Origin of the sequence: Bradyrhizobium paxllaeri (assembly GCF_001693515.2) — a bacterium.
Lineage (GTDB): Bacteria > Pseudomonadota > Alphaproteobacteria > Rhizobiales > Xanthobacteraceae > Bradyrhizobium > Bradyrhizobium paxllaeri.
Window position 1 is genome coordinate 7,415,076 of sequence record NZ_CP042968.1, and the last position, 26,978, is coordinate 7,442,053.

The following is a 26,978-nucleotide window of genomic DNA, read 5'->3' on the forward strand; positions in this document are numbered from 1 at the left end:
CGTGGTCACTGTCCCGCACTCTCCGAATGACGCAATTGCATCCGCCGATTGAGCGCGGTGACGCGGCCGTCGCCGGTCGGCTGATAGAACACCGAATAGCGCTTCATGGTCTCGGCGAAGGCATCGGCGTCGGCATCCTTCTTGACCTCGAACGCGTCGAAGCCGGCGCGCGTCATGAACACGAACTGATCGCGCAGGATCTGGCCGGTGGCGCGCAACTCGCCATCATAGCCGTGGCGTTCGCGCAGGAGGCGCGCCTGGCTGTAGGCGCGGCCGTCGCGGAAGGTCGGGAACACCAGCGCCACGGCAGCAAGCCGTTCGAGATAGGGCACGAGATCATCGACGGCGCGACTGTTCGGCCAGATCACGCCGGTCTTGCCGGCGCGCTTCAGAATGGCTTCTGGATCCTCGAGAAACCGCGCCGCTGAAATCAGGATCGCCCCATCGCCCGGCAATTCAGCGCCGTCGGCAACATGGACGAACAGATCGGTGATAATTCTTCCCTGCTTAACGAGTGGCATAGACCCGCTCCTTGAATGGCTCGACGCCCAGGCGCTTCACCGTATCGACGAACAGTTCCTCGGGACGGTCGCGCAGCGCGAGATAGGCTTCGACAATGTCTTCGATCACGTCGGCAACTTCCGCATAGGGAACGGCCGGGCCGATCAAGACGCCCATCTGCGCGTTCTCGTCGGCGCGGCCGCCGATCGTGATCTGGTAAAACTCCTCGCCGTTCTTCTCGACGCCGAGAATGCCGATATGGCCGACATGGTGATGGCCGCAGGCATTGATGCAGCCGGAGATGTTGATGTGCAGCCGGCCGATCATGTCGGCGGTGTCGTGGTTGGCGAAACGCCGCGTCAGTTCCTGCGCAATCGGGATCGAGCGCGCATTGGCCAGCGAGCAGTAATCCAGCCCCGGGCAGGCGATGATGTCGGTAACGAGGTTGACGTTCGGCGTGGCGAGCCCGAGCCTATCCAGCGCCCTCCACAACTGCGGCAGGTCGCGCTTGGCGACATGCGGCAGCGCCAAATTCTGCTCGTGGCCGACGCGAATTTCGCCGAACGAATATTTGTCGGCGAGATCGGCGACCGCATCCATCTGGTCGGCGGTGGCGTCGCCGGGCGGGCCACCCACCGGCTTCAGCGACAGCGTCACGATCGAATAGCCCTGCACCTTGTGCGGCGCGACCGAGTTCTTGCGCCAGCGCTCGAACAAGGGATCAGCCGCGGCCTGCTTCAGTTCGTCCGGCATGTGCGGCAACTTTTCGTAAGCCGGATAGGAGAAGCGCGAACGCACCTCCTCGATCGCGGAATGATCGAGCGTCAGCCCGACATCGCCCATCAGCTTCCATTCCTCCTCGACCTCACGCGCGAATTTCTCGATGCCGAGCTCGTGGACGAGGATCTTGATGCGGGCCTTGTAGATGTTGTCGCGGCGGCCATACTGGTTGTAGACGCGCAGGATCGCCTCGACATAGCTCAGGATGTCGCGGCCGTGCACGAACGGCTTGATGGTCTTGGCGATGAACGGCGTGCGGCCGAGGCCACCGCCGACCAGCACCTCGAAACCGGTTTCGCCGTCGGCGTTCTTGTGCAGGCGCAAGCCAATGTCGTGGATCTTGATCGCGGCGCGGTCGTGTTCCGATGCGGTGATCGCGATCTTGAACTTGCGCGGCAGGAACGAGAACTCCGGATGCAGCGTGGTGTGCTGGCGCAGGATCTCCGACCAGATGCGCGGGTCCTCGACCTCGCCGGGCGCGACGCCGGCCCACTGATCCGAGGTGACGTTGCGCATGTTGTTGCCGGAGGTCTGCATCGCGTGGATGCCGACGTCGGCGAGCTCGGCCAGCGCATCCGGAAGCTCGGCAAGCTTGATCCAGTTGAACTGGATGTTCTGCCGCGTGGTGAAATGGCCGTAGCCACGGTCGTAGCGGCGGGCGACATGCGCAAGCCGGCGCAATTGCTTCGACGACAGCGTGCCATAGGGGATCGCGACGCGGAACATGTAGGCGTGCAATTGCAGGTACACGCCATTCTGCAGCCGCAGGATCTTGAATTCGTCCTCGGTCAGCTCGCCGGAGAGGCGGCGCTTCACCTGATCGCGGAATTCCGAAACCCGCTCGTTGATGAGCGTGCGATCGAGTTCGTCATATGCATACATGATGGATCAGCCTCAGGCCGGAAGAAGGTCGATGGTGAGGCCCTTCGACCGGATATGTTCACGGAGGTTGCCGGGCTCGACCACCCCGCCCTCTTTGACTTCGACCGGCGCGATATAGGCGCCGACCGCGCCGACGTCATCGGCGACGCCTTCGGCAAGCAACGCGCGCGCGTCATCGGAGGTGCCGACGATCGCGGCATCGGCCAGCGCCGTCGACCAGCCCCGATCTGCGGTCCGGTAGACCACGGCGCCATCCCAGGTGCGGTTGGCGGTCACCACCGACGGTCCCGTGATTCTGATTTTCTTCTGTTCGAGCGGAGAGGTCATTCGGCAGCTTCCAGCAGTTTGGAGATGACTTGGTTGAGGTTTGACTGACGCCACGGCGCGGAATGCGCGACGACGTCGCCGATGATGAGGATGGCGGGACCGCCATCGATTTTTTCGACCAGCGCCGGAAGATTCTCCAGCGTGCCGACCACGGCCTGCGCATCCGGCCGCGTCACCCGCGCGAACACGCCGACCGGCGTTTGCGGCAACCGGCCGGCGGCCAGCAGGCCAGCGCGCACCGAGGGCGCAGCGGTCATGCCCATATAGACCACGATGGTCATCTTCTTGTCTGTCAGCACCGACCAGTCGACGGTCTCGGCGTCCTTGGCCTTGTGCGCGGTTAGGAAGGTGATGCGCAGCGCTTCGTGGCGATAGGTCAGCGGCGCCTCGAATTGCGCAGCGGCGCCGAGGCCGGCGGTAATGCCCGGCACCACCGAATAGGCGACGCCGGCTGCGCGCAGCACTTCGATTTCCTCGCCGCCGCGGCCGAAGATGAAGGGATCTCCGCCCTTCAGCCGCACCGCGCGCTGTCCGGCCTTCGCAGCCTCAATCAGCAATTTGTTGATCGCATCCTGGCCGATGCCGGGCTTGCCGACGCGGCGGCCGACCGGAATGCGCGAGGCGTCGCGGCGGATACGGTCGAGAACCTCCGGCGACACCAGCTCGTCATAGAAAACGACGTCGGCATCCTGCAGCGCCCGCAGTGCCTTGATGGTGAGCAGATCGGGATCGCCCGGCCCTGCGCCGACCAGCGTCACCCGGCCCTCGGCCTTGCCATCCTGGTTCGCGCCGGCAAACGCGGAAGGATCGGTGATTTCGTTCAGCGCCTTTTCGGCCTCGGCCTTGCGGCCCGCGAGCACCAGTGCGCCGATAGGACCGTCGATCACGCGCTCCCAGAAACGGCGGCGCAACGAAAATTCGGGAATGCGCGCATGCATGGATTTGCGGAAGCTGCCGATGAAGGCGGCGAGATCGCCGATGCGCGCCGGCAGCACCGCTTCGATGCGCTCGCGCACGCGGCGTGCGACCACCGGCGACGCACCGCCGGTGCCGACGGCAACGACGACGTCGCCGCGATCGACGATCGCCGGAAAGATGAAGGTGGAATGCGCAAGGTCGTCCATCACGTTGACGGGCAGCCCGACCGCCTTCGCACGCACCGACATCGCTACGCCGATGTCGCCGGCGCCGGCACAGAGGATTGCGATGATGCCGGAGAGATCAGCTGACAGCGGATCGCCGGAAGCCAGCTCTATCCGCGCGGCGTCATTGGGGTCGAGGCCAGCCAGATCATGATTGCCGTCGGTCGCATACCAGCGGACCTGCGCGCCCGCCGAAATCAGCAGGCGCAATTTTGCGCGCACGAGGTCACCCGCCCCAACGAGCAACACCTTGCCGCTTTGCAAATCCAGGAACACAGGCAGATAGCGCATCAGACACTCGCTTTCCCCAATTGGGGGGTTGACTGAAATTATTTTCTATTTATGTCTCGATCAAGAGCCACAAAGAGAAAATTATTTCTTCTCTATTGCGGCGCAACTTTAGAATTTTTCCACTCCCAAGTCCAAGGCCCAGAGATGCATCTTCTCAACCCTGAATCCAGCGGACGCAGGTTGCAGTCCGCAGCCCTGCATGAAGCATCTTCTGTGCCGAAAATTTTTCCCGGCGAGATGCTGCCGCCGCCCTCGATGGACCATCTCGACGAGCTCGAGGCGCAGAGCATCTACATTCTGCGCGAAGCGTTCGCGCGGCTGAAGAAGCTCGCGCTGCTGTGGTCGCTCGGTAAAGACTCCAACGTCATGATCTGGCTGGCGCGCAAGGCCTTCTTCGGCCGCGTGCCGTTTCCGGCGCTCCATGTCGATACCGGCAAGAAATTTCCGGAGATGTATGCATTCCGCGACCGCTTCGGGAAGGAGTGGGACCTCGATCTCAAGGTAGAGCCCTGCCCGCCGATCGATGCCGTCGATCCGACCTTGCCGCCGGCCGCGCGGTCCGCCGCCCGCAAGACCGAAGGGCTGAAGTGGGCGCTTAACAAATACGGCTTCGATGGCCTGATCGCCGGCATCCGCCGCGACGAGGAAGCCACCCGCGCCAAGGAGCGCGTATTCTCGCCGCGCGGGCTCGAAGGCGGCTGGGACGTGCGCGACCAGCCCCCGGAGTTCTGGGACCAGTTCAACGCTTCAGTGCCGCAAGGCGCACATCTTCGCGTTCATCCGATCCTGCATTGGACCGAGGCCGACATCTGGGCCTACACCAAGCGCGAAAACATTCCGATCATCCCGCTGTATCTGTCGAAGGACGGCAAGCGGTATCGCTCGCTGGGCGACCAGGACATCACCAATCCGGTGGCTTCGGCTGCCTCCAACATCGACGAGATCCTCGCCGAACTCGACGGCACCAAGGTGCCGGAGCGCGCCGGCCGCGCGCTGGATCATGAAACCGAAGATGCTTTCGAGCGGCTGCGCGTCGCCGGCTATCTCTAACGGACACCTGGTGTGAGCGTCGCTATGAACATGATCCTTCCCGCCAGCGTTTCGGCAACCCCGAACGGCACCACGCGCCCGCAGGTCCGCATCGTCATCGTCGGCCATGTCGATCACGGCAAATCCACCCTTGTCGGCCGCCTGCTGCACGAGACCGGCAGCCTGCCCGAGGGCAAGCTGGAGATGCTGAAGGCGGTCAGCGCGCGGCGCGGCATGCCGTTCGAATGGTCGTTCCTGCTCGATGCTCTGCAGACCGAGCGCGACCAGGGCATCACCATCGACACCACGCAGATCCGCTTCCGCACCCGCTCGCGCGACGTCGTGCTGATCGACGCGCCCGGCCACGCCGAATTCCTCCGCAACATGATCACCGGCGCCTCGCAGGCCGACGGCGCCGTGCTGATCATCGACGCGCTGGAAGGCGTGCGCGACCAGACAAGGCGGCACGGCTATCTGCTGCATCTTCTGGGCATCAAGCAGGTCGCGGTTGTCGTCAACAAGATGGACCGCGTGGACTTCGGCGCTGATCGTTTCAAGGAGATCAGCGACGAGATTTCCGCGCATCTGATCGGCCTCGGCGTAACGCCAACGGCGATCATTCCGATTTCCGCGCGCGATGGTGACGGCGTTGCCGAGCACACGCCGAGGATCGGCTGGTATCAGGGACCGACCGTGGTCGAGGCGCTCGATGCCCTCGAACCGGCACGGCCGCTGGAACAGCTCGCGCTGCGCCTGCCGGTGCAGGCGATCTACAAGTTCGACGACCGCCGCATCGTGGCGGGCCGCATCGAGTCCGGCCATCTCGCTACCGGCGACGAAATCGTCATCATGCCCGCTGGCAAGATTGCGAAGATCAAATCCGTCGAGAGCTGGCCGGTGACGCCGCTGACGGGCAGCCACGGCGCCGGCCGCTCGGTCGGCATCACGCTCGACCGCGAATTGTTCATCGAACGCGGCGATGTCATTGCGCACGCCGGCGCGACGCCGCGCGACACAAGGCGAATTCGCGCGCGGATTTTCTGGCTGCACGACAAGCCACTGTCGAAGGGTGATCAGATCCTGATCCGCCTCGGCACGCGGGAAACCCGCGCCAGTGTGGTCGCAATCGAAAAAGCGGTCGATCCCGGCGAGCTCTCCAACGAGGAGACCAAGGCGATCGCGCGCAATCATGTCGGCGAAATCGATATCTCGCTGGCGCAGCCGATCGCGGCCGATCCCTATCAGGAAAATCCACGCACCGGCCGGCTGGTGATCGAAGTCAATGGCCGCATCGCCGGCGGTGGTCTGGTACTATCGGTCGACGCTGGACAGCGCGCCGTTCCGATCGACATCGTGCCGGTCGAATCCGCGCTGCGTCCCGAAGAGCGCTCGGCGCGTTACCACCACAACGGCGCGGTGATCTGGCTGACCGGCCTGCCGGGCTCAGGCAAATCCACGCTCGCCCGCGCGCTGGAGCGCCGGCTGTTCTCGCGCGGCGGCTCGCCGATCCTGCTGGATGGTGATACCCTGCGCGCCGGGCTCAATAACGATCTTGGCTTCTCGCCGCAGGATCGCAGCGAAAACATTCGCCGTCTGGCCGAGGTCGCGACCCATCTGGCGCGTAACGGCCATGTCGCGATTGTCGCCGCGGTTTCGCCTGCGATCGCGGACCGCGCCGCGGCGCGCCGCATCGCCGACACCATGTTCCGCGAAGTGCATGTCGCCGCACCTGCCGAGGTGTGCGAGAGCCGCGATCCCAAGGGTCACTACGCCAAGGCGCGTTCCGGCGCGCTGCCGTCGTTCACCGGGATCACCAATGATTACCAGCCGCCGACCGCCTGCGAGCTACGGATCGATACCTCGGTTCGCTCGGTTGCGGACGCAACGGAGGAGATCGAGCGGATGCTGGGCGAAACCGGCATTTTGTTCGACGAGCTGGTGGATCTGGCGGCCAATATCTAGGACTTTTAGGCTCTTCTCATCGACCCGGCTTTAGGGCTAAAAGGGCGGCCAACGCCGCCCCTTTGGCGCGTTTTTTGCTGTTTTGGCCTGAAAACAGCCTGCAAACGCCATTTCTTTTTGAGAAAGCCCATCATGAAGCGTGTCGATGCCCACGGATTGAAGATCGCCCCTGTCCTGTTCGATTTCATCGCCAAGGAGGCGACCCCCAAAACCGGGATTTCACCCGACGCGTTCTGGGCCGGTGTCGCCGCCATCATCAAGAAGCTGGGGCCGAAGAATCGCGAGCTGCTCGCCTTCCGCGACGCGCTGCAGGCCAAGATCGACGGCTGGCATCGCACCCACAAGGGCAAGGCGTTCGACATGGCCGCCTATACGGCGTTCCTGAAGGAGATCGGCTATCTGCTGCCCGAGCCGGCCACGCAGAAGGTCGAGACCGCAAATGTCGACGAGGAGATCGGCAAGATCTGCGGACCGCAGCTCGTCGTTCCTCTGACCAATGCCCGCTACGCCTTGAACGCAGCGAATGCGCGCTGGGGCTCGCTCTATGATGCCTTCTACGGCACCGACGCAATCCCGCATGATCCCAGCGAAGGCGGCAAGGGCTACAACAAGGCGCGCGGCGACAAGGTGATCGCCAAGGCCAAGGCGTTCCTTGACGCCGCCGTGCCGCTCGCGACCGGCAGCCATACCGACGTGACATCCTACAGCGTCATCGCCGGCCAGCTTGCGGTGAAGCTGAAGAGCGGCAATGCCACCGCGCTGAAAACGGCCGCGCAGTTCGCCGGCTTCCAGGGCGACGCCGCGTCACCGAGCGCGGTGCTGCTGGTCAACAACGGCATGCATGTCGAAGTGAAGATCGACCGCAACCACGTGATCGGCAAGGACGATCCGGCCGGCGTTGCCGACATGATCCTGGAATCGGCGGTCTCGACCATTCTCGACATGGAAGACTCGGTCGCCGCTGTCGATGCCGAAGACAAGGTGCTGGTCTATCGCAACACGCTCGGCCTGATGGACGGCACGCTCTCGGCCGATTTCGAAAAGGGCGGCAAGACGCTCAAGCGCTCGCTCAACCCCGACCGCACCTACAAGACGCCTGATGGCAAGGACATCACGCTGCATGGTCGCAGCCTCTTGTTGATGCGCAATGTCGGCCATCACATGTTCACCGACGCCGTGCTCGATGAGAAGGGCGAGGAGATTCCGGAGGGCCTGCTCGATGCAGCGGTGGCCGGCCTGCTCGCGATCCACGATCTCAAGGGCTCCTCGAAGACCAAGAACAGCCGCACTGGCTCGGTCTATATCGTCAAGCCGAAGATGCACGGCCCCGACGAAGTCGCGCTGACCTGCGATCTGTTCGGCGACGTCGAGAAGCTTCTCGGGTTGCCGGAAAACACCATGAAGGTCGGCATCATGGACGAGGAGCGCCGCACCACGGTCAACCTCAAGGCCTGCATCCAGAATGCATCGAAGCGCATTTGCTTCATCAACACCGGCTTCCTCGACCGCACCGGCGACGAGATCCATACCTCGATGGAAGCGGGGCCGATGATCCGCAAGAACGACATGAAGGCGCAGCCCTGGATCAAGGCGTACGAAGACTGGAACGTCGATATGGGCCTGATCGACGGCCTGCCCGGCCATGCCCAGATCGGCAAGGGCATGTGGGCCGCGCCTGACAAGATGGCCGACATGCTCACGCAGAAGCTTGGCCATCCGCAGGCTGGCGCTACCACCGCCTGGGTGCCGTCGCCGACCGCGGCCACGCTGCACGCGCTGCACTACCACCAGGTCAACGTGATCGCGCGCCAGCAGGAACTCGCCAAGGGCGGCCAGCGCGCAAAGCTCGCCGACATCCTGACCATTCCGGTGTCGCAGTCGAACTGGGCGCCCGATGACGTGAAGCAGGAGATCGACAACAATTGCCAGGGCATCCTCGGTTATGTCGTGCGCTGGATCGACCAGGGTGTCGGCTGTTCCAAGGTGCCCGATATTCACGACGTCGGCCTGATGGAAGATCGCGCCACGTTGCGCATTTCCAGCCAGCATCTGGCGAACTGGCTGGCGCATGGCGTTGTCAGCAAGGACCAGGTGACGGAATCGCTGAAGCGCATGGCGGTCGTCGTCGACAAGCAGAACGCCGGCGATCCGCTCTACAAGCCGATGGCGCCTGCGTTCGACGGCGTGGCGTTCCAGGCCGCCTGCGATCTCGTCTTCAAGGGGCGCGAGCAACCGAACGGCTACACCGAATACATCCTCACCGCGCGCCGCCGCGAAGCCAAGGCGGCGGTGTAATCAGCGGCCACGATGCCGCATCGATCGCGAGGAACGCCTGAGCCATTTGTCCGTTGATCGCCATCCCAACACGGAAGGAGAAGGCGATGGATTGGAACAGGGTTGAAGGCAACTGGAAACAGTTCAAGGGTTCCGCCAAGGAGAAGTGGGGCAAGCTCACCGATGACGATCTCAACGTTATCGAAGGTCGCCGCGAGCAACTCGAAGGCAAGCTGCAGCAGCGCTACGGCTTTGCCAAGGACCAGATCCGCAAGGACGTGGACGACTGGTTCAGCACCTTGAAGTAAAACTGTATTCGAAATGAAAGCCCCGGCTCGATGCCGGGGCTTTTTCGTTGCGACGTCCCGCTGCGGCAAGTCGGCCGCACACAGCTTAAACTGTGATGTATCTCAACAGCGAGATCACGCCGAGAATGATCACCACGACGCGGGCGATCTGCTTGGCGCGGCTGTCGAGCGGCAGGAGGTTGATGAGATAGAGGACGAGGATAACAACCAGAAACGTGATGAGGATACTGACAAGCATGTGGCCCCCTTCGGCGCTCATATGAGTGCGCTGGTAGTACTTTGTTAACGTGAATGAGAGCGGCGAGTTCCAAGCGAGGGAACTGTCCGCCGCCCGGAAAATCGCAATCTTTTCAAGGATCCTCGTATTTCTACGCGGATATCACTGGCCAAACCATTTACCGTTTTCCCCCAAATGACCGGGCGTCTTGGGGGGAGCATCATGTTGAATCGTCTGACCGTATCCGCGCTGCTGAAGACCGTCATCCTCGTCACCTCCTTCTGCGTGGTGGTCGGATTTTCGCTCAATGCCTGGAATTCCTGGGGTCGCTTGCAGGCGGCGAGCCGCATAGCTGTCATCGCTGACGCCTCCGCGAGCATGTTCAAGGCGATGCACAATCTGCGTACCGATCGCTCTACCACCAACCGGCTGCTGAATTCCGATGCGCCGATGGACGCCGATATCGAAAAATATCTGCGCAATATCCGCGATACCGAAATGCCGGCGATGAGCAACGCGCTCGGCCTGCTCGGCAGCGTGGAATTCGCGCAAGCGCAAACGCTCGTTCCCGATTTCGACCGTCTGTTCAAGACGATGACGGCGCTGCAGAAGGAATTCTGGGACGCGATGGCCAAGCCGAAGGCACAGCGCCGGCCCGAACTGGCCAAGGAATACTTTGCTGCCGCCAGCGCCATGCTGGAAACGCTGGAAAAGCTGTCCGGGGCGCTTAGCGCCGCCGTCAACCATCAGGACGCGACGATCGACCAGTTGCTGGCGATCAAGCAGATCGCCTGGCTGCTGCGCAACACCGCGGGCGAAGCCTCGCTGATCGTCTCGACCGGCCTCAGCGCCGGAAAGGTCGCGCCGGAGGCGAGGCTTGCCTATACGAAATATGCCGGCGGCATCGACGCCGCGTGGACCGCGCTGGAATTGACCGCCTCGGGCATGCCGTTGCCGCCGGCGATCTCGAGCGCGATCGCCGCGACCAAGACCGCCTATTTCGAGCCGTCCTATCTCGCGCTGCGCGACCGGCTGCTGACGCAGATTGTGGCCGGCGAGAAAACCGAACTCAGCGCCAACCAGTGGACCCCGGTCACGGTCGGGCGCCTCTCCGCCGCCGTCAACGTGGCCGAAGCCGCGCTTGACGCCGCCAAGGATCATGCCGCGCATCTATATGCCAGCGCCCGGCGTTCGCTTTCGATGCAGCTCGCACTGCTGATCGGCGCACTCGCACTGGCCTTCGGCGCCCAGGTCATCGTCGTCCGTCGCGCCATCAAGCCGTTGCACAGCATGCGCGACGCCATGCTGAAGGTCGCCGCCGGCGACCTCCACGTCGATACGGGCTACGCCGCGCGCCACGACGAAATCGGCGCGCTGGCCGGCGCGCTGGAGACCTTCAAACAGCAGGCCGCCGACAAGGCCCGGATCGAGGCACAGGAGCGCGAGCGCAACGCCGGCGCCATGGCGCGGCAACAGGCGATCGAGAGCTATGTCGGCGAGTTCGAGGGCATGGTGCGCCAGACGCTCAACCAGCTCGGCGATGCTTCCGGCCAGACGCGGACCACCTCGTCCGGCCTGTCGACGATTTCGCGCCAGACCAACGAGCGCGTGCAGGTCGCCGAGAAAGCTTCCGGCGAGGCCTCGATGAGCGTCGAGACGGTTGCGGCCGCTTCCGAAGAGCTGAGCGTCTCGATCAACGACATCAGCCAGCAGGCGGCGCACGCGGCAAGCATTGCCAGCCGCGCGGTCGGCCAGGCGCGCGACACCGACGGCACCGTGCAGGGGCTTGCCCAATCGGCGGGACGGATCGGCGAAGTCATCGGCCTGATCAACACCATCGCCGCGCAGACCAACCTGCTCGCGCTCAACGCCACCATCGAGGCCGCGCGCGCCGGTGAGGCCGGCCGCGGCTTTGCGGTGGTCGCCTCCGAAGTCAAATCACTGGCGAGCCAGACCGCGAAGGCGACCGAGGAGATTTCCGAGCAGATTTCGGACATCCAGCGGGTTGCCGGCGAAGCCATCGACGCCATCAAGGGCATCGGCAGCATCATCTGCGAGGTCAACGAGGTCGCGACCGCGATCGCCGCCGCCGTGCAGCAGCAGGGCGCCGCGACGCAGGAAATCACGCGCTCGACGCAGTTTGCCGCGCAGGGCACCAAGAACGTGTCCGACAACATCAACGGCGTGAAGGCCGATGCGGACGCGGCGGCCGCCGCTGCCGAGGATGTGAAGCACGCATCCCAGACGCTGGAGACGCAGAGCCAGCACCTCGGCAATCAGGTCACCGAATTCCTCGGCAAGATCCGCGCGGCTTGACCGCTTGCCACGTCCGGGTGAAGTCCGGTCATGACGACCGGCGATCACTCCCTCGCTACGACCGGCACGCGGCCGTATTTGGCGCGGACCTTTTTGGAGGCCGGTGAAAAATTCAACTCGGCGCCGCGCTTATCGCCGCTGCGGCCTGCGACCAGCAGGCCGTTTTCGCCGGCGACGATGTCGCCCTTGCGCAGCGTCGGGTCGTCCTCGATCTTGACCTGCGCCAGCCCGACTGCGTCCTTGCCGTTGCAGGTACAGCCGCTGACGAGTTCGTTGCGATAGCGAAATGCGTTCGGCAGCTCCGAATAGGACTTGCCGTTGTCGGCGGTCGCCTCGTCGATGCTGCTGCCGTAGAACAGCTTGGTCTCGCTCGCCGGGCAGAAGCCGTTGCAGGCCGTGGCGCGGCTGGCATTGTCGGACGCCGGAAGCGGGAAATAACGGCCGTCGCAGGTGCGCACGCAATAGGCCTGGCTGCCGCCACCGCCTTGCCTCGCCCGTCCCTCCCCGCGCGGCGCGTAGACGCGGCCATCCTCATTGGGGAACGGCATCTGGATATAGGGCTGGTAGCGCTGGCGACCGAAGCCGCCGAATAATTGCGAGAAGAAGTCCTGGGCCTGCGCGGCAGGCGCCAGCACTGAGGCGCACACCACTGCGGCTACCCCCCATGCTGCCAGTTTTCCCAATCGCATCAACCTTCTCCTCTCGTGCACGCAACGCACCATTTCAGTTGAGCTGGGACGCCGTCAGGTTCACGGCCTGGCGCCCCGACGGCGGCGCAATCGCGAGCGGCCGCGGCTGCGCGCCGGCCGAACGAACCGTGATACCGGTCCTGGCATCTCCGCCCCGCGCCATCACCGGCGCGTTCTTCGGCAGCACCACGACTTTCGTTCCGACATTGACGCGGCTGAACAGGTCGGTGATGTCCTCATTGGTCAGGCGGATGCAGCCCGACGAGACGAATTTTCCGATCGTCGAGGGATCGTTGGTGCCGTGAATGCGGTATTGGCTGGTGCCGAGATACATCGCCCGCGCGCCGAGCGGATTGCCGGGACCGCCGGCCATGAAGCGCGGCAGATAAGGTTGGCGCGCGATCATCTGCGCGGGCGGATGCCAGTCCGGCCATTCCGCCTTGCGGCTGACGGTCTGCACCCCCGACCAGGTAAAGCCTTCGCGACCGACGCCGACGCCATACCGGATGGCCCGGCCCTGGCCGAGCACATAATAAAGTGTGGTGTTGCCGGTATCGATGATGATCGTGCCCGGCGCCTCCGTCGTACCAAAGGCGACGACGGCGCGGCGCAGCCGCTCGGGCGTCGCGCCCTCGTCGGATCCGATCACCTCATCGGCGGGATATGCATTCGGTTGGGCATAGGCGTAGCCGAACGCCTGCGCATTCGATGCACTGGAAATCACTAATGGTGTCAACAGTGCGCTGACGAAGACGAGCGCGCTTGCCACGCGCGACGAAGGCCGGCGTTCGGAAGACTGTGTCATGGGACTGCCCCGCTGGATGTATGCATCGCAGGATGCTCTGCCCAACAAAACGCAACGACAGGCCCGCGGTTCCTCTGCGGCTGTGCGGCGCGACATCGCGCACATCCCGCGCGTTTGGAACCCGTGCCGGCGCGCCACGTTATGACCGCGTTCCGTTTTGCGACGTTGCTTTTGCTGTGTCATCGCCGCTTCGGGCGAGGGAAAACCATTGTGAGCGTCACTCCCACCAAACCCGCGCCCGGCAAGCCCGCTCCCGCCAAGCCGTTGGCTACCAAATCCCCACCGACCAAACCTCTGCCCGGAGAACGCAAGCTTCCGCATGAGGGCGAGCCGGTGCCGGACAGCAAGGCCGAATTGCCGCCGGTCATTCGCCGCACGGAAGTGGTGGCGATCGCCCTCGTCGGCCTCTTGATCATCTGCGTCATCGCCGGGCTTTATCTTGCCAAGGCATTCTTTCTGCCGGTTACGATGGCCTTCATCGTCGGCACCATGCTGTCGCCAGCGGCCAGTTTCCTCGAGCGTTACCGCATTCCGCGCGCCGTTGCAGCCGTCGGGATCGTCGCCGCCGGCAGCGCCGCGGTCGCCTTCATGATCGGCCTGATCGCCTCGCCCGCGGTGGAGTGGAGCGCCAAGCTTCCGGAGCTCGGCGCGGAGCTGAAGGAGAAGCTGCATGTATTCGACCGGCCGCTCGCGCTGTGGCAGCAGCTGCAGAGCATGCTCGGCGGCCCCGACACGCTGACGACGCCGACGCTGCAATTGCCGAAAATCGAATGGGTGCAGCCGACGCTGGAATTCCTGTCGCCGACCTTTGCCGAATTCCTGCTGTTCATCGCCACCCTGATCCTGTTCATCGCAAGCTGGCGGGAGCTTCGCCGCGCCCTGATCATGCACTTCGGCGAGCGCGAGTGGCGGCTGCGGGCGTTGCGGATCCTCAATGAGATCGAGGAGCATCTCGGCAATTACCTCTTGATGGTGACCACCATCAATGTCGGCGTCGGCATCATCACCGGGCTGATTTGCGCGGCGACCGGCATGCCCAACCCGGCAGGTCTCGGCGCGCTGGCGGCGATCCTGAACTTCATTCCAATCATCGGCCCGGTTGCCATGTTCGCCGTGCTGGTCGCGGTTGGGCTGGTTGCGTTTCCGACCCTCGGTGCAGGTTTGTTGCCGTCGGCGCTGTTTGCCGTGATGACCTTCCTGGAAGGTCATTTCCTGACACCCATGATCGTCGGCCGGCGGCTGGCGCTGAACGCGCTCGCCGTGGTCCTGGCGCTCGCCTTCTGGACCTGGATGTGGGGACCGATGGGCGCCTTCCTGTCTGCGCCCCTGCTGATCGTGGCGCTGATCCTGAAAGAGCACTTGATGCCGCCGGATGCGCCGCAACTGCCGGAGGACTAGGCCGAGGAACTTCCCCTTCGACGGAGCGTTTGTTCCGTAGATCAATTCAATATCCGGGAGCTTTCGATGTCTGACGCCGCAATGAAAAACCTGACGGACAAAGCGACCTACGAACGCCTGGAAAAGGATGTAACCGCCGTGAAAAACGATATCGCAGCCCTGACCGAGCAGATCACCGAAGCGCTGAACAGTTTCGCCGGCACCGCAGGCAAGCAGGCGCGGCGCGGCTACAATCAGGCCCGCGCCAATGCGGAGCAGGCGGTCGAGGACATGTCGGAGCGCGGCAGCGCGATGATGGGTGCTGCCCAGGACGCGGCGTCCTCGATCGAGGAGACGCTGGAGGACGCCATCACGCAGCGTCCGCTGGCGACCGTCGCCCTGGCGCTGGGTATCGGCTTTCTGATCGGCGTGACCTGGCGCAGGTGATCCGGCGCAGGGTGGCGCGCACGGGAGAGCCGTTCCTTTGCATCGCCACGGCGGCGACGAGATGCTGGTTGTTTTGTTGACGCTTTTTTCGGATCGAGGCGCGCCATGTTTCAACGATTTATCGATGATTTCAAGGAATCGACCGCCACGGTGTTGCGGCAGACGACGTTGGCGGCAGCGGCAGCGATGGCATTGCTGGTCACGACCGCGTTTCTGTGCGCGGCGGCTTTCGTGTTCGTGTTGCAGAATTACGGCCCTGTGCAGGCCTGCCTGACCGGCGCCGCCATCTTCTTTGTGGTCGCGATGATCGCGGCCGGCAGCTATATGATCCGCAAGCGGCAGATCGAGGCGCGCGCCGAACAGGCGGCGAAAGTGGCGAAGTCCACCGCCCAGACCGTATTGTCCGATCCGATGCTGGTTGCGGCCGGCATCCAGGTCATCCGCGCCATCGGCGTCAAGAAGCTGATCCCGATTCTCGCCGTCGGCGGACTGGCGCTGGGATTTTTGGCAAGCCGCGCCAACACGAGCAACAGCGAGGCGCCGGCGGAGTAGCGGATAGCGACGCACCTCACCACTGTCATCCCCGCGCATGCTGGGATCCAGTACGCCGCGGCTTTTCAATTCAATCACTCGCGTCTCTGGAATACTGGATCACCCGCATTCGCGGGTGACGACGACTGAATATGAGGCGGCGATCTCGCGACATGAATTGCCCGAGGTTTGCATCTTGTTTGCCCGCCCTCTCCAATCAGAGAGTGCAGGGAAGACCGGATGCTTGCTGCACCCGAGGTCTCGTGTGCCGTTGCGCATAGCAAGAGACGCACACGAGCATACAGGTACAGCGGGAGCATCCCGGCCTTCCCTGCGCAATGGGTTGACGGCTTATGCCGTGATCTCCCCGGAGCCGAATTCCTCTGGCCTCCGTCGCTGCCGGATTAGCGGCTCATCGAAACCCGGTTGGGCTTCGCAAACCTCCGTCAGCTTGGCACCAGCCACGGGTGTCAGGACCACACGGTTTTGCCGTACGCAACGAGCGCCGTCATCTTGCGCGCCGTCGGCCGCTCACGAGTTCGACCTCGCCCTGCAACCACCTTGCGCGCCGACGCGCTTTGCGTCCATCGCATCTCACCGCGCGTTCGTGACGATGGCCAACGCCCCTCATCTTGCCGTGAGACGGGCGGAGTTATGCGATTGATTTGGGTGAGAACGGAAGCGGAATATTTTTCAATTCCGGGCTTGACACGATTTCGGAAAATCAGAAGTGATTTGCCGCAGCCTCGTAGGGTGGGCAAAGCGAAGCGTGCCCACCATCAAGCAGCACGATCGGTGATCGACGGTGGGCACGGCGCTATCGCGCCTTTGCCCACCCTACGAAGCTACGATGCCGTCCGCTTCGCCGAGACGATGCCCCACAGGGCGATCAGCGCCATCAGCATCGAGATCAGCACGTTGTAGCCGGCGAGCGAGAGGCCGAGGAAACGCCACTGCACTTCGTCGCAGCGGATCACTTTCTCGGTGTCGAGCCGCTGCAGCAGCGTGCCGGCGCTGCCGAGATCGGCCACAGGGCCGGAGCAATCGGTCGGGCCCTGCCAGAATTGCCATTCGACGCCGGCGTGATAGCCGCCGAGCCAGGCATTGGCGAGCGCTGCAAGCAGCAGCACCGCAAACCCGGCCAGCACGACCTGCCGCGGTGCCCCGCGCGAGGCGGCAAACGCCACCAGGAGGCCGAGCGGGACCGCCAGATAATAGGCATAGCGCTGTTCGAGGCACAGCGGACAGGGGCGGATATCCAGCACGAGCTGGAAGAACCAGGCGCCCGCCAACGTGGCGGCGGCGACCACGGCCAACGCCAGTGCCGCCACGACCGCCGGGTCGGCGGCACGGCGCACGGACGGTGAATGGGCGGCAGCTGATGTCACGGACGTTCTCCGGAGCACAATTGGTGCTCAAACAGGCAACAGCGTCCTATCCCGGCGCCACCAGCCTGTCGAGACAGGTCAATATCACATCCGCGCGGGTTGACCCGGAAGCGCCGCCCGCTATATTCCGCCGGCTTCGCCGCACCGGCCTCCAGCCCGTGTCCGAAGGCCCCTGTGGCGGAACTGGTAGACGCGCTCGACTCAAAATCGAGTTCCGCAAGGAGTGCTGGTTCGATTCCGGCCAGGGGCACCACGCTTCGCCCTTGCGGGCTACGCGTGGCGCGGCCATCGAGAACCGCAGGGCGGACCGGGCCTCAACGGACGGAAAACGATCAGCGTGTTTTGCACGTGAGTGCGCCTGGCCAACAAGCGCGGATTCAGACTTCCGGTGTCGACGTGAATCCCGTTCGTGCTGCGATATTCCAGTCTTGCCCTACGTTTGTTGCAAGCCACGACGAATCCGCGACGATTCATTTTCCGGGGCAAGACCCGCACCGTCATCCTGCGAGATCGCAATGGCGGCCAGTACCGTGCGGTTGCTGATTTCAAGCTTCTGAAAGATGTGATGAAGATGCACCTTGATGGTGCCGTTACTGATGTTCAGGCGTCGGCCAATTTCCTTGTTCGACAGTCCTTCGGACACCAACCGCATGATCTGGCGCTCCCGCTCCGTCAGCACAGCGAGTGCGTTCTCCGTGATCGCGCTTTGCTCCCGAAGTGCCGCCTGATCGGCTGGGGGCAGCGGCAACAGCCGCCGGCCTCCCGCAACCTGGCGCAACGACTGCACGAGAATTTCAGGGGTCACGTCCTTCGAGATGAAACTGTAACCGTCGGCCCCGGCTGACATGACCAGTTCGCGTTCCACTTCAGATGAGATGAAGAAGACGAAGCGCGTGGAACGATTCTCGATGTTTACGATGGAGAGAATCTCCGGACCGGTCACGCCAGGCAACGAGCCATCGAGAACGGCTATGTCCGGCGCCAGATTCCGAATTGCTTCGACAGAGCCCGGACCATCTGTGCAAGATGCAACAATCCTGAAATCGGAGTGGGCCCCGAGCACGTTGCTCAAGCCCTTCAAAACCACGGGATGCCGATCCGCAATCACAACGGTGATACTTCGCATTGGGCAGTCCTCAGCCTGTCCCCAATGTTAAACCCCGCGCCCCCGGCCTTAGTTCGTTCACCCCAGCTCGATACCGTAACAATATATATCACCATGACGGTGTGGCCAATGCCGCATCGCGATAGACAAAGGCGGCGAAAGGTTAACGTCGCCTTGCCGGCGAATTCGCCAAGACACTCTGCACAATTCTCGAAGACGAAGGCACCCGTATAACTGCGGGGCGGTAGTACTCCGGGCGAGTAGGCCCTTCCACCTTCAAGACACGCGCGGGGTCAAGTTCTGATACGCGACAGCTTCGATCGAACTACAACGCGCGATGGACTACGCACTCTTTACTCGCTCAGAGAATGTCGGCTGCAACACGCAAAACGACGATTCCCATTACGGACGACATACCTCCACACGTCCGGAAGACCTATAACCAAAGGTATATAGGGATAACGCTAATTCGAATCTAACATTCACAAACGCTTAAGTAATTTTTCGACCCACGAAAAATACCAACCTACTGTTGTAGAAAAGAATCGATTCTACCGCGACTGACGCCACCAAAATCCAGAAACGAAACGACGGAGGGCAGCACTCAGAACGATCAAAAAAACCTGCTAATTCAAGGCCAAATCGCTAATTCGAGACTCCGGAATTCAACAGTGTTTTCGAAATTGTCCATTTGCGTAAAGGCTGGGAGAGTAAAATGCCGAGGCGGCAAGGTTTTGCAACATTCATCGTCGGGAAAAGCGTTCTAATCAGAGAGGGAATTGCCAGAATTCTAAGCGCGGCAAATTTTCGCACCCTCGCTTCGGTGTCATGTATAGATGACTTGTCGCCGAACAAACTCCAATCACACCCATCGCTGGTTCTCATCGTCCATTCGGGCGACGACTTTGAATCCGCGGTCGAACAAATCGAGCTCCTGCGGGAGCGGCATCCGAAAGCACGCATTGCGGTCGTGGCCGATCACTATCGGCTGGACGAGATGGTGTCGGCATTTCGGGCCGGCGCCAGCGGCTATTTCATCGACGTCATGACGTGCGATGTATTCGTCAAGTCCATCGAACTGGTGATGATGGGCGAAACGATCTTTCCACCGGCATTCATGTCGTCCATTCTGGATTCTGAGCGCGACCATTTTGCCAAGGCAGAGCCGCGCAACGATGAGGATCGGACGATCGCTTTCACGACGGAACGCGGCATTTCGCAACAGCTGTCCCCCCGGGAAAAGTCGATCATGCAATGCCTGATCGCTGGCGATTCCAACAAGTCCATCGCGCGCAAGATCGATATCGCGGAGGCGACCGTGAAGGTTCACGTCAAGGCGATCTTGCGCAAGATTCGGGTTCAGAACCGGACCCAAGCGGCGATTTGGGGGATGAACAACGGTCCACTGGTACAACCGATAAATGACGGCTGCAGTACAGGCGACCGGCTTCCGAAGCCGATCAAGATGATCTCAAACATCCAGCAAATCGACGGACCCGAACTGGTGATGAACGGCCAAACAAGTCACGTCGAGGTTCCCGGCATCAACCTGATACGCAAGAACGTCGGCCGAAAGCCCAACGCAGTGCTGCGGCTCGGCAAATAGGCTGAGCAGGCACCGACAATCTCGCTCGCTCGGGTTCGGCGCGCGGATCGCGGTGCGCCAGTAGAAGCGCGTCATGGTACGGGGCTGGTCGGTTGCCAGCGGCCGCCACGCTGCCGCAATCGTCTTTGCGTGTTGTCGTGTTGCTCTATCGCGCCATCGTGTTTCAGGTCGTGAGTGCGGGCCGTACATCATCCACGCGCTCGGATGCCGTGCAAGGCTTCGATCGCCCTCTGGTCCCCGCTTACCCTGCTCTGACCTTCAGTTTGCTCACCCGGTATTGCAAAGGCTGCGTACCGCGATAACCGTCCGGATTCTGCGATTGCCAACGCCAGTGATCCGCGCACATCTGCGCCAACGATCGCCTTGATTTCCAACCTAGCGCCTTTCGCGCAAAGGTGGGGTTGGCATAACAAGCGGCGACATCACCTGGCCGACGTTCGCCGAATTCATACGGAACGGACCTGCCGCTCACGGCCTCAAATGTCCGGATCACTTCCAGAACGCTGTTGCCGCTACCCGTTCCAAGATTGACCGTGAGCATTCCCGGTTGCTTCAGGTGGTTCAATACGCTCAGATGACCGCATGCGAGATCGACGACATGAATGAAGTCGCGGATGCCGGTGCCGTCTGCAGTGTCATAGTCGTTTCCGAAAATCAGTACCTTGTCACGCTTCCCGACCGCCACCTGTGCCACAAATGGCAACAGATTGTTGGGAATGCCGACCGGATCTTCTCCGATGAGCCCGCTTTCGTGCGCGCCGACCGGATTGAAGTACCGCAGGATACCGACCCGCCAGCAGGGGTCGGAATTGCAGAGATCCTTCAGCATCTCCTCGATAAAGAACTTTGTGCGACCGTACGGATTTGTCGGTTTGAGGGGGTGCTTTTCATCGAGCGGCAGATACTCCGGACAACCGTAGACAGTTGCGGACGAGCTAAAAACAAGCGTCTTCACGCTTGCTCTCGTCATGGCTGACACAAGCCGCATCGTTCCCACGACGTTGTTCTCGTAATAGGCCATGGGCCGAACGCTGGAATCGCCCACCGCCTTGAACCCCGCGAGGTGAATAACAGCGGATACATCGTAAGCGCGCAGTATTTCGTAGACCGCCTCTTCATTGCAGATGTCGGCATGCCGAAAGACGAGCGATCGCCCGCAGATGGTTTGTACCCGTTCGAGAGACGCTTTGTTGCTGTTGGAGAGGTTGTCGACGACGACGACATCGAGCCCAGCGTCAGATAGCGCGACAGACACATGGGACCCAATGTAGCCAGCACCTCCGGTCAACAGGATCATCTCGGATTCTTTCCGTATTCGCTCAAACTGATGCTACCTGCGCAACGCCTCAAGCCGTTGCCTTGCTTCCTTGATTCCTGCGGCGTCAGCTTTCGCGTAGAGGTCTTGCGCCTTTGTCGCATCACCTCGCGTCCCGTAAGTTCCCCATTTGGCAAGGATCGAGGGATCATAACTCTCTGCGAGCGAGAAGCTCGCCTGGGCGCTGCCCATCTCGACCGCGCGCTCCAGCACAATCCGTGCCGCGCCTATGTCTCCCTGCCCGAGCAGCACACTTGCGCGCGCAACCAGCCCTGCTGTCACCGCAGCTTCCTTCGAATTGACCTTGGCATTGGCCTTGGAATTGGCCTGGGCATCGCCCCGAACGTCCGCTGCTGGTGCCCGGTCGGCGACTGGCTTGACGACTGGCTTTGCGTTTTCCGCCGGCTTGTCCCTCGAGCCGACCGCCCCGGCATTGGGCGCGGCCCGTTTCGCCAGCGCGAGGTCGTGTTCGAGCTGTTCGGACCTGGTCCGCTCCTGCTGCAATGAATTGCGCAACGCGGCTAGGTCGCGCTCTGCCGTCTGCCTCGTCCACGCTACCTCCTCGCCCGCCTTGGTCACCGAGGCAGCCTGCGTTTCGAGATCGCGACGTGCCGTTACGAGAGCCTGTTCCAACTCCTTCGACCGATCACGCTCTTCCTGTGCGGCTTTGCGAAGCGACGGCGCGCCGTTTGCAGCTGCCTGTCTGAGTTTGGCCTCCTCGTCTGCAGCTCTGCGGGCTTGAGCCTCATGTGCATAGATCGCGCTGCGTGCGATCGAGAGATCTTGCGCAAGTGCGTTGGCCTTTTCGCGCTCCTTCTGCATCGATTGCCTCAGTTCGGCAACATCGGCTTCCGCGACCCGCCTCCACCGCAGAACTTCCTCGGTTGCCTTAGCCACCAGTGCCGTTTGGGTCTCGACGTCGCGCCGCGCTGCTGCAATGTCCTGATCCAGCCGCGCGGACCGCTCGCGTTCCTGTTGCAGCGATTTCTGCAGCTCCGCTTTGCTGCTCTCGCTCACTTGTTTCAGCCGTGACGCTTCCTCGCTCGCTTTCGTCGCCAGTGCCGTTTGGGTTTCGACCTCGCGCCGCGCTGCCGCTAGATCCTGTTCCAGCCGCTCCGCGCGGTCGTGTTCGTCCTGTGCAGACTTGCGAAGCTGAGGCGCTTCGTCTACGGCCTTTCGGGCCTCGGCCTCGTGCCCAACAATCGCGCTCCGTGCCACCAAGAGGTCATGGGCGAGGGCGTCTGCCCTTTCGCGCTCCTTCTGCATCGATTGCCTTAGCTCGCCGGCACCGGCTTCCGCCACCTGGTTTCGCTGCAAGACTTCCTCGGCTGCTTTCGCAGCCCGTGCGGTCTGGATTTCGGCGTCGCGGCGGGCGGCCGCGAGATCCTGCTCCAGCCGCGCCGACCGCTCGCGCTCTTGTTGCAATGAAGTCTGCAACGCCGACGCGCCACTCGCCAGCACCTGTTTTAGCCGGGACGCTTCCTCACCTGCTTTCGCAACCAGTTCGGTCTGGATTTCGACGTCGCGGCGAGCAGCTGCAAGCTCCTGTTCCAGCCACTCGGCCCGCCCCTGCTCCCGCTCGAGAAGTTGCAGCAGCGCGATATCGCGCCTCGCAATGGTGAGTTCGCGGGACAAGGTCTCCGCCCAGTGGTGTTCTCGCTCCTGAGCCTGTCCCGCATCATGGGTCGTTGCTTGCGCAACCTGCGCCGCCCCTTCGTTGCTGCCTCTGCTTCGCGCCAAGGCCCCGAAGTCGCCGTAACTTGCCATTCCATCAGAAGCGAAACTGCGAGCAGCCAATTTGTCCTGGGCATCCGCCAGGTGTCGCGCTTGATCCGGGGAAGCCTGGATTTCCGGCGCCCATGTCATCGCGAGCATCGCCGCGGCTATCCACGGCGTCGCGGATCGTCCCTGTGTGGGTATGCGCCTCGTTGTCTTCTGCGAAAGCGGCGCCTCGCCCGGCTTTCTACGCGATGCGCCCCCGATTCCGCAGGCGGTCTTCATTTCCTCGTTGAGAATGACCGCGCGGCCCATCTGCAATCACCTCTCGCTGGTGATATGGCTTGTGATGCGCCATTATGCGCTCCGCTGATGCGAATCCTATAACTCGCATGGATGACCCCCTCTCTACCTCCTTTGGAGGTTGGGCTGCGAGAACTGTTTACGGTCGGGTATTTTCGCTCATCGTATGGCGGTCGCCGCCGCATTCCCCGGATCATTTGCTTGGTCCGGTGAAGAGATTGTCCACACAGAGAACCTCATGGCCGCGGGACAGCAGCCGATCGATCAAGTGGGAGACCGGAAAGCTGAGACCGTCTTTCGAGACTGAACGTAAAGCCCTTTCGAAACCCAGTGCCGCCAACCTGCGACTACGCTTTGGAAGGTCCCTCCACTCGCCACCGACAACCTTCCGAAGTTGCGGCCGCCCTCGTCACCTCCCCCGGGGGCGCAGCGAATCGTCCCCGGTCGCATCGGTCCGGCCCATCACAAATGGAACGGTTGATGAACTGCTTTGCCTTCGGGGTGGCGCGTCTGGACCGTCCTGGTATCGCAAGACGACCTCGACTGCGTCACCTGGCTGCAATTCGGTATCTTCGCTTGCGATAATCCGTTCCGTCCCCTTTTCGCCTTTTCTAATGATGGCGATGTTGGGTTTACTGCTGGCTCCTCGCGCGAGCTGTGATCGAACCATCGCGGTGTACTGAAGCTTCTCGCCGACGCTCTGCAGCTTTTCGCGAATTTGGTTGAGCTTTACGCTGGTGTCTTGCAGTTCACGGAGAAGGTCGAGCCTCCGCTGGTCATCGAGCTTTGTCAGCCTTCTGGAGAGTTCGTCCTGTTGTTTCTTGACCTGCAGGAGTTGCGCGAAGGTCTGCAGCTTCCGGGTCGATGACAGCAGCACCGCGCGCCGCGCATCCGTAACGCGAGGACTGGTCAGGGAACCCTTGCCGTAGAGATCGGACGCCTTCTGTAATTCTTCGAGATCTGACTGAAATCCCTCTTCCTCCTTCTTCTGCTGCTCGGAGAGCACGCGGACCTGTTCCTCTCCCTGTCGGACGCCGCGCTGAAGGAAAGTTTTTTCCTGCTGATAGTCACTCTGCTTCGTCTTCAAATACTCCGTTTCGGCATTGACGATCTCCGAAATCGCCGATCGAACCGTGGGCCCGTCGGTCAGAACGCCAGGATTAAGGTGCGCCACCTCTCCCAGCTCACTCTTGATGCGCCACATACGCGCCTGTTCCTTGGCAAACTCTGTCCAAAGCGACCCATACTCGCTTCTCAGGTCCGCAGACTCGAGATACGGGTTGTTCATTCTGATACGCATGATGTCGTAGCCGCCCGCCACCGCGACGAGCTTGCCTGTGGTGATGGACGGACGATAAGGATACTCACCCGGCTTCGACACGTCTCCGTTTATGTACACCGGCCTGTATTCCGCCACGGTCGTCGTGACTTCATCTGCGTTTATCACGATGACGTTCTCACGGCCATCCAGTGTCCTCTGTCGAAACACCTTGCTGGCCAGTGCGGCTCCGATTTTTGCTCCGATCTGCGGTAAGGGCTGGCCGGCCACCGGAAGCGCTCCGACCAGCGGCAATGAGATATTCCCGTCCATCTGGACGGCAGCACGATGCCGCAACTCCGGCACCCCTGCCACCGCGACCTCCAGCACGTCTCCAACGCTCACTCGATACTCGGCCCTTGCTTGAGCCACGAAAATGATCACACCAACGGCCGCCAAGCCAAATTTGATGCAACGGCGGGGATTATCGCCAAGCACATCGATATGGAAACAGTTGCGCAACATCGAGCTCGGTAAGGCGATAACTTTCAATGCCTGCGTGCCCATTCTCATCCGGTGAAATCCTTCAGATCTGCGCCGACGGCAGCGCATTGACATCGCTCCCGTCGGACAACCATCGACGGCGATCCGCAAAACCAACGGTTTACTTCCTCACTGGCGCGCGCCCAACGCCATGTTCGTTTCGTTGTCTCTGCTGGTACTGGCCATTCAGGATCGACTTTGACAATTTAGTCCGGCACCGGCGCGGCTCAATCGACCATCGTAGTTACTCCTCGCACTACCCATTTATAGGCAATTTCCTCCTAGTGGTCCGAATGCTACTGACTTCCGGGACGTTGATGTGATTGGCTGGGTGGCGGAGCGCCATGACTTATGCGTCCTTTACCAACTTGCCGGCTTCGACCAAGCCTCAGGCTCGTTCCGTCGATAGTGGAAGAGCGGTGCCAGCGGGCATCAGCAGGCACCACCTGGCTGTTCTACTAATATTGTCGGCGAGTACCGAATTCCTGCTGGTCGCCTTGGCGGCCTATTCTGCGGCGGTCCTCTATCATCTGATCCTGCAGGGCTCGCCGGATGCCCCCAAGTACATCCAGGAATCCCTTCTGATCGCCACGTTGCAGTTGCTCGCTTCCCTGTGGCTCCGGCAATATTCGCGCATCCAAACACAGCCCCGGCACGTATTCCTTTGGAGCGGCGCCAGTAGCGTCCTCTTCGTATTCTCCTTCTTCATCTCGACGATATTCCTTCTGAAAATCTCGGATGGTTTCTCGCGTGCGGTTGTTATCGCACAGGCTGTAAGCGTCCTTTTTGCGGTACTCTGCACACGGGCGGTATGGTTCTCGGTACTCCAGCCTGCCATTGCATCAGGATTGATCGACGCCAGGCGCATCATACTCATAGGCAGTCCGGGTCACTGCTCCCAGTTCGCCGCTCGAGCACTCGCCACCGGAATTCGAACCATCCGCTCATTCGACTTTCCGGCGAATCCCGCAGGCATCTCCGCAGTGACTGGTCCCGGCGCGGTTCAAGCGCTACCTGATATCCGCCAACTAGTCGCAAACTGCCGGCCTCTTCGTGCCGATGACATCGTCATTTTGACTTCGGAGCAGGATGTGCGTTCGGCTCTAGCACTTGCGAGCGCCCTATCAGATCTGCCGGTTGACGTTCATGTCGTCCCCGTTGGATCCATCGATCTCATGGCCGTGTCGCGGATCACCCAGTTCGGCAACATGGTGACAATGCGGATCTTTCAGTGCCCCCTGAATCCTTTCAACAGAGCACTCAAACGGGCATTCGACGTGGTCGCCGCAATCGCCTGCCTTGCCGTAGTTAGCCCGCTCTTCCTCATCGTTCCGATCGCGATCAAGCTCGACTCCCGCGGGCCGGTGCTATTCCGCCAGACACGGCACGGCTACAACAACGAGCCCATTCGCGTCCTGAAATTTCGAACGATGACAGTTATGGAAGATGGCGACAGTTTCAGACCGGTCGTCAGACACGATCCGCGAGTGACTCGTCTGGGACGCTTCTTGCGTCATAGCAATATCGACGAGCTTCCGCAGCTATTCAATGTCCTGGCTGGCAACATGTCGCTCGTAGGGCCCCGACCGCATGCAACCTCGCAGAACGAGACGTTCGCCGAGCTGATTTCGTCGTTCTCCCGTCGCCATAACGTCAAGCCCGGCATTACCGGTTGGGCGCAAGTCAACGGCTACCGTGGCGACACCGACACGCTTGAGAAGATGCAGCGGCGCGTGGAGCACGATCTCTACTACATCGACAATTGGTCGCTCGCTCTCGATCTCAAGATCATGATCATGACCCTCATTTCCAGAAAGGTGTATTGGAACGCCTATTAGTGCGATTTCATCTGCGCATCTTCCGCCA

General features: G+C 62.0%; 22 protein-coding genes and 1 tRNA gene. 11 read left to right on the forward strand and 12 right to left on the reverse strand.

Features of this window, described 5'->3' with window-relative positions; genetic code table 11:
• Positions 1–5: 5 nt before the first annotated feature.
• The 4 genes from LMTR21_RS35520 to cysG are packed head-to-tail and all read right to left on the reverse strand — an operon-like array spanning position 6 to position 3,923.
• Positions 6–521: a DUF934 domain-containing protein gene (locus LMTR21_RS35520; RefSeq protein WP_065752134.1), complete on the reverse strand. Its 516-nt coding sequence runs from the start codon at positions 519–521 to the stop codon at positions 6–8.
• Positions 508–2,163, reverse strand: coding sequence for a nitrite/sulfite reductase (locus LMTR21_RS35525; RefSeq protein WP_057862577.1), 1,656 nt, complete (start codon positions 2,161–2,163; stop codon positions 508–510). The genes LMTR21_RS35520 and LMTR21_RS35525 overlap by 14 nt, the downstream gene beginning before the upstream one ends.
• A 12-nt stretch (positions 2,164–2,175) precedes the next feature.
• Positions 2,176–2,490, reverse strand: a complete 315-nt coding sequence (locus LMTR21_RS35530; protein ID WP_065752135.1) for a DUF2849 domain-containing protein — start codon at positions 2,488–2,490, stop codon at positions 2,176–2,178.
• Positions 2,487–3,923, reverse strand: a complete 1,437-nt coding sequence (gene cysG, locus LMTR21_RS35535; RefSeq protein WP_065752136.1) for a siroheme synthase CysG — start codon at positions 3,921–3,923, stop codon at positions 2,487–2,489. Before cysG ends, LMTR21_RS35530 begins: the two co-directional genes overlap by 4 nt.
• 255 nt (positions 3,924–4,178) lie before the next feature.
• Between cysG and cysD the strand changes: the two genes are divergently transcribed.
• The 4 genes from cysD (at position 4,179) to LMTR21_RS35555 (ending at position 9,496) form a co-directional block, all read left to right on the forward strand.
• Entirely contained in the window at positions 4,179–4,973 is a 795-nt protein-coding gene (gene cysD / locus LMTR21_RS35540) for a sulfate adenylyltransferase subunit CysD (protein ID WP_065752296.1), read from the forward strand.
• A gap of 24 nt (positions 4,974–4,997) precedes the next feature.
• A complete protein-coding gene (gene cysC / locus LMTR21_RS35545) occupies positions 4,998–6,914 on the forward strand; it encodes an adenylyl-sulfate kinase (RefSeq protein ID WP_065752137.1) in 1,917 nt (638 codons plus the stop codon).
• Positions 6,915–7,046: 132 nt separating this feature from the next.
• Entirely contained in the window at positions 7,047–9,209 is a 2,163-nt protein-coding gene (locus tag LMTR21_RS35550) for a malate synthase G (RefSeq protein ID WP_065752138.1), read from the forward strand.
• Between the two features lie 86 nt (positions 9,210–9,295).
• Complete coding sequence (locus tag LMTR21_RS35555; protein ID WP_057837434.1) at positions 9,296–9,496, forward strand: CsbD family protein; 201 nt, start codon at positions 9,296–9,298, stop codon at positions 9,494–9,496.
• Between the two features lie 85 nt (positions 9,497–9,581).
• Here the strand turns inward: LMTR21_RS35555 and LMTR21_RS35560 are convergent, their stop codons facing one another.
• Complete coding sequence (locus LMTR21_RS35560) at positions 9,582–9,734, reverse strand: Thivi_2564 family membrane protein (protein ID WP_141688227.1); 153 nt, start codon at positions 9,732–9,734, stop codon at positions 9,582–9,584.
• 201 nt (positions 9,735–9,935) lie between these two features.
• Between LMTR21_RS35560 and LMTR21_RS35565 the strand changes: the two genes are divergently transcribed.
• Positions 9,936–12,029: a methyl-accepting chemotaxis protein gene (locus LMTR21_RS35565; protein WP_065752139.1), complete on the forward strand. Its 2,094-nt coding sequence runs from the start codon at positions 9,936–9,938 to the stop codon at positions 12,027–12,029.
• A gap of 44 nt (positions 12,030–12,073) precedes the next feature.
• Here the strand turns inward: LMTR21_RS35565 and LMTR21_RS35570 are convergent, their stop codons facing one another.
• Positions 12,074–12,718, reverse strand: a complete 645-nt coding sequence (locus LMTR21_RS35570) for a DUF2865 domain-containing protein (RefSeq protein ID WP_065752140.1) — start codon at positions 12,716–12,718, stop codon at positions 12,074–12,076.
• A 34-nt stretch (positions 12,719–12,752) separates the two neighbouring features.
• A complete protein-coding gene (locus tag LMTR21_RS35575; protein ID WP_065752141.1) occupies positions 12,753–13,523 on the reverse strand; it encodes a L,D-transpeptidase in 771 nt (256 codons plus the stop codon).
• Between the two features lie 264 nt (positions 13,524–13,787).
• Here LMTR21_RS35575 and LMTR21_RS35580 point away from each other — a divergent pair, with 264 nt between their 5' ends.
• From LMTR21_RS35580 to LMTR21_RS35590, 3 genes are all read left to right on the forward strand, one after another.
• Positions 13,788–14,921: an AI-2E family transporter gene (locus tag LMTR21_RS35580; RefSeq protein ID WP_065752297.1), complete on the forward strand. Its 1,134-nt coding sequence runs from the start codon at positions 13,788–13,790 to the stop codon at positions 14,919–14,921.
• Positions 14,922–14,987: 66 nt separating this feature from the next.
• On the forward strand, positions 14,988–15,347 hold the full coding sequence (locus tag LMTR21_RS35585) for an ElaB/YgaM/YqjD family protein (protein WP_057862569.1): 360 nt from the start codon (positions 14,988–14,990) through the stop codon (positions 15,345–15,347).
• Positions 15,348–15,452: 105 nt separating this feature from the next.
• Entirely contained in the window at positions 15,453–15,899 is a 447-nt protein-coding gene (locus LMTR21_RS35590) for a hypothetical protein (RefSeq protein WP_065752142.1), read from the forward strand.
• Between the two features lie 824 nt (positions 15,900–16,723).
• Here the strand turns inward: LMTR21_RS35590 and LMTR21_RS35595 are convergent.
• Positions 16,724–17,266, reverse strand: a complete 543-nt coding sequence (locus LMTR21_RS35595; protein WP_065752143.1) for a disulfide bond formation protein B — start codon at positions 17,264–17,266, stop codon at positions 16,724–16,726.
• Positions 17,267–17,434: 168 nt separating this feature from the next.
• Between LMTR21_RS35595 and LMTR21_RS35600 the strand changes: the two genes are divergently transcribed.
• Positions 17,435–17,519 (forward strand) — tRNA-Leu (locus LMTR21_RS35600).
• 180 nt (positions 17,520–17,699) lie between these two features.
• Here the strand turns inward: LMTR21_RS35600 and LMTR21_RS35605 are convergent.
• Positions 17,700–18,392, reverse strand: a complete 693-nt coding sequence (locus LMTR21_RS35605; protein WP_065752144.1) for a sigma-70 family RNA polymerase sigma factor — start codon at positions 18,390–18,392, stop codon at positions 17,700–17,702.
• A 694-nt stretch (positions 18,393–19,086) separates the two neighbouring features.
• Here LMTR21_RS35605 and LMTR21_RS35610 point away from each other — a divergent pair.
• On the forward strand, positions 19,087–19,977 hold the full coding sequence (locus LMTR21_RS35610; RefSeq protein ID WP_065752145.1) for a LuxR C-terminal-related transcriptional regulator: 891 nt from the start codon (positions 19,087–19,089) through the stop codon (positions 19,975–19,977).
• A 241-nt stretch (positions 19,978–20,218) separates the two neighbouring features.
• On the opposite strand, the gene galE is transcribed toward LMTR21_RS35610, so the two are convergent.
• The 3 genes from galE to LMTR21_RS35625 form a co-directional block, all read right to left on the reverse strand.
• On the reverse strand, positions 20,219–21,274 hold the full coding sequence (gene galE / locus LMTR21_RS35615; protein WP_065752146.1) for a UDP-glucose 4-epimerase GalE: 1,056 nt from the start codon (positions 21,272–21,274) through the stop codon (positions 20,219–20,221).
• A 33-nt stretch (positions 21,275–21,307) separates the two neighbouring features.
• A complete protein-coding gene (locus tag LMTR21_RS35620; RefSeq protein WP_246174882.1) occupies positions 21,308–23,323 on the reverse strand; it encodes a coiled-coil domain-containing protein in 2,016 nt (671 codons plus the stop codon).
• Between the two features lie 397 nt (positions 23,324–23,720).
• Positions 23,721–25,142, reverse strand: a complete 1,422-nt coding sequence (locus LMTR21_RS35625; RefSeq protein ID WP_246174896.1) for a polysaccharide biosynthesis/export family protein — start codon at positions 25,140–25,142, stop codon at positions 23,721–23,723.
• 314 nt (positions 25,143–25,456) lie between these two features.
• On the opposite strand from LMTR21_RS35625, the gene LMTR21_RS35630 reads away from it, so the two are divergent.
• A complete protein-coding gene (locus LMTR21_RS35630; RefSeq protein ID WP_065752147.1) occupies positions 25,457–26,950 on the forward strand; it encodes an undecaprenyl-phosphate glucose phosphotransferase in 1,494 nt (497 codons plus the stop codon).
• Positions 26,951–26,978: the final 28 nt, after the last annotated feature.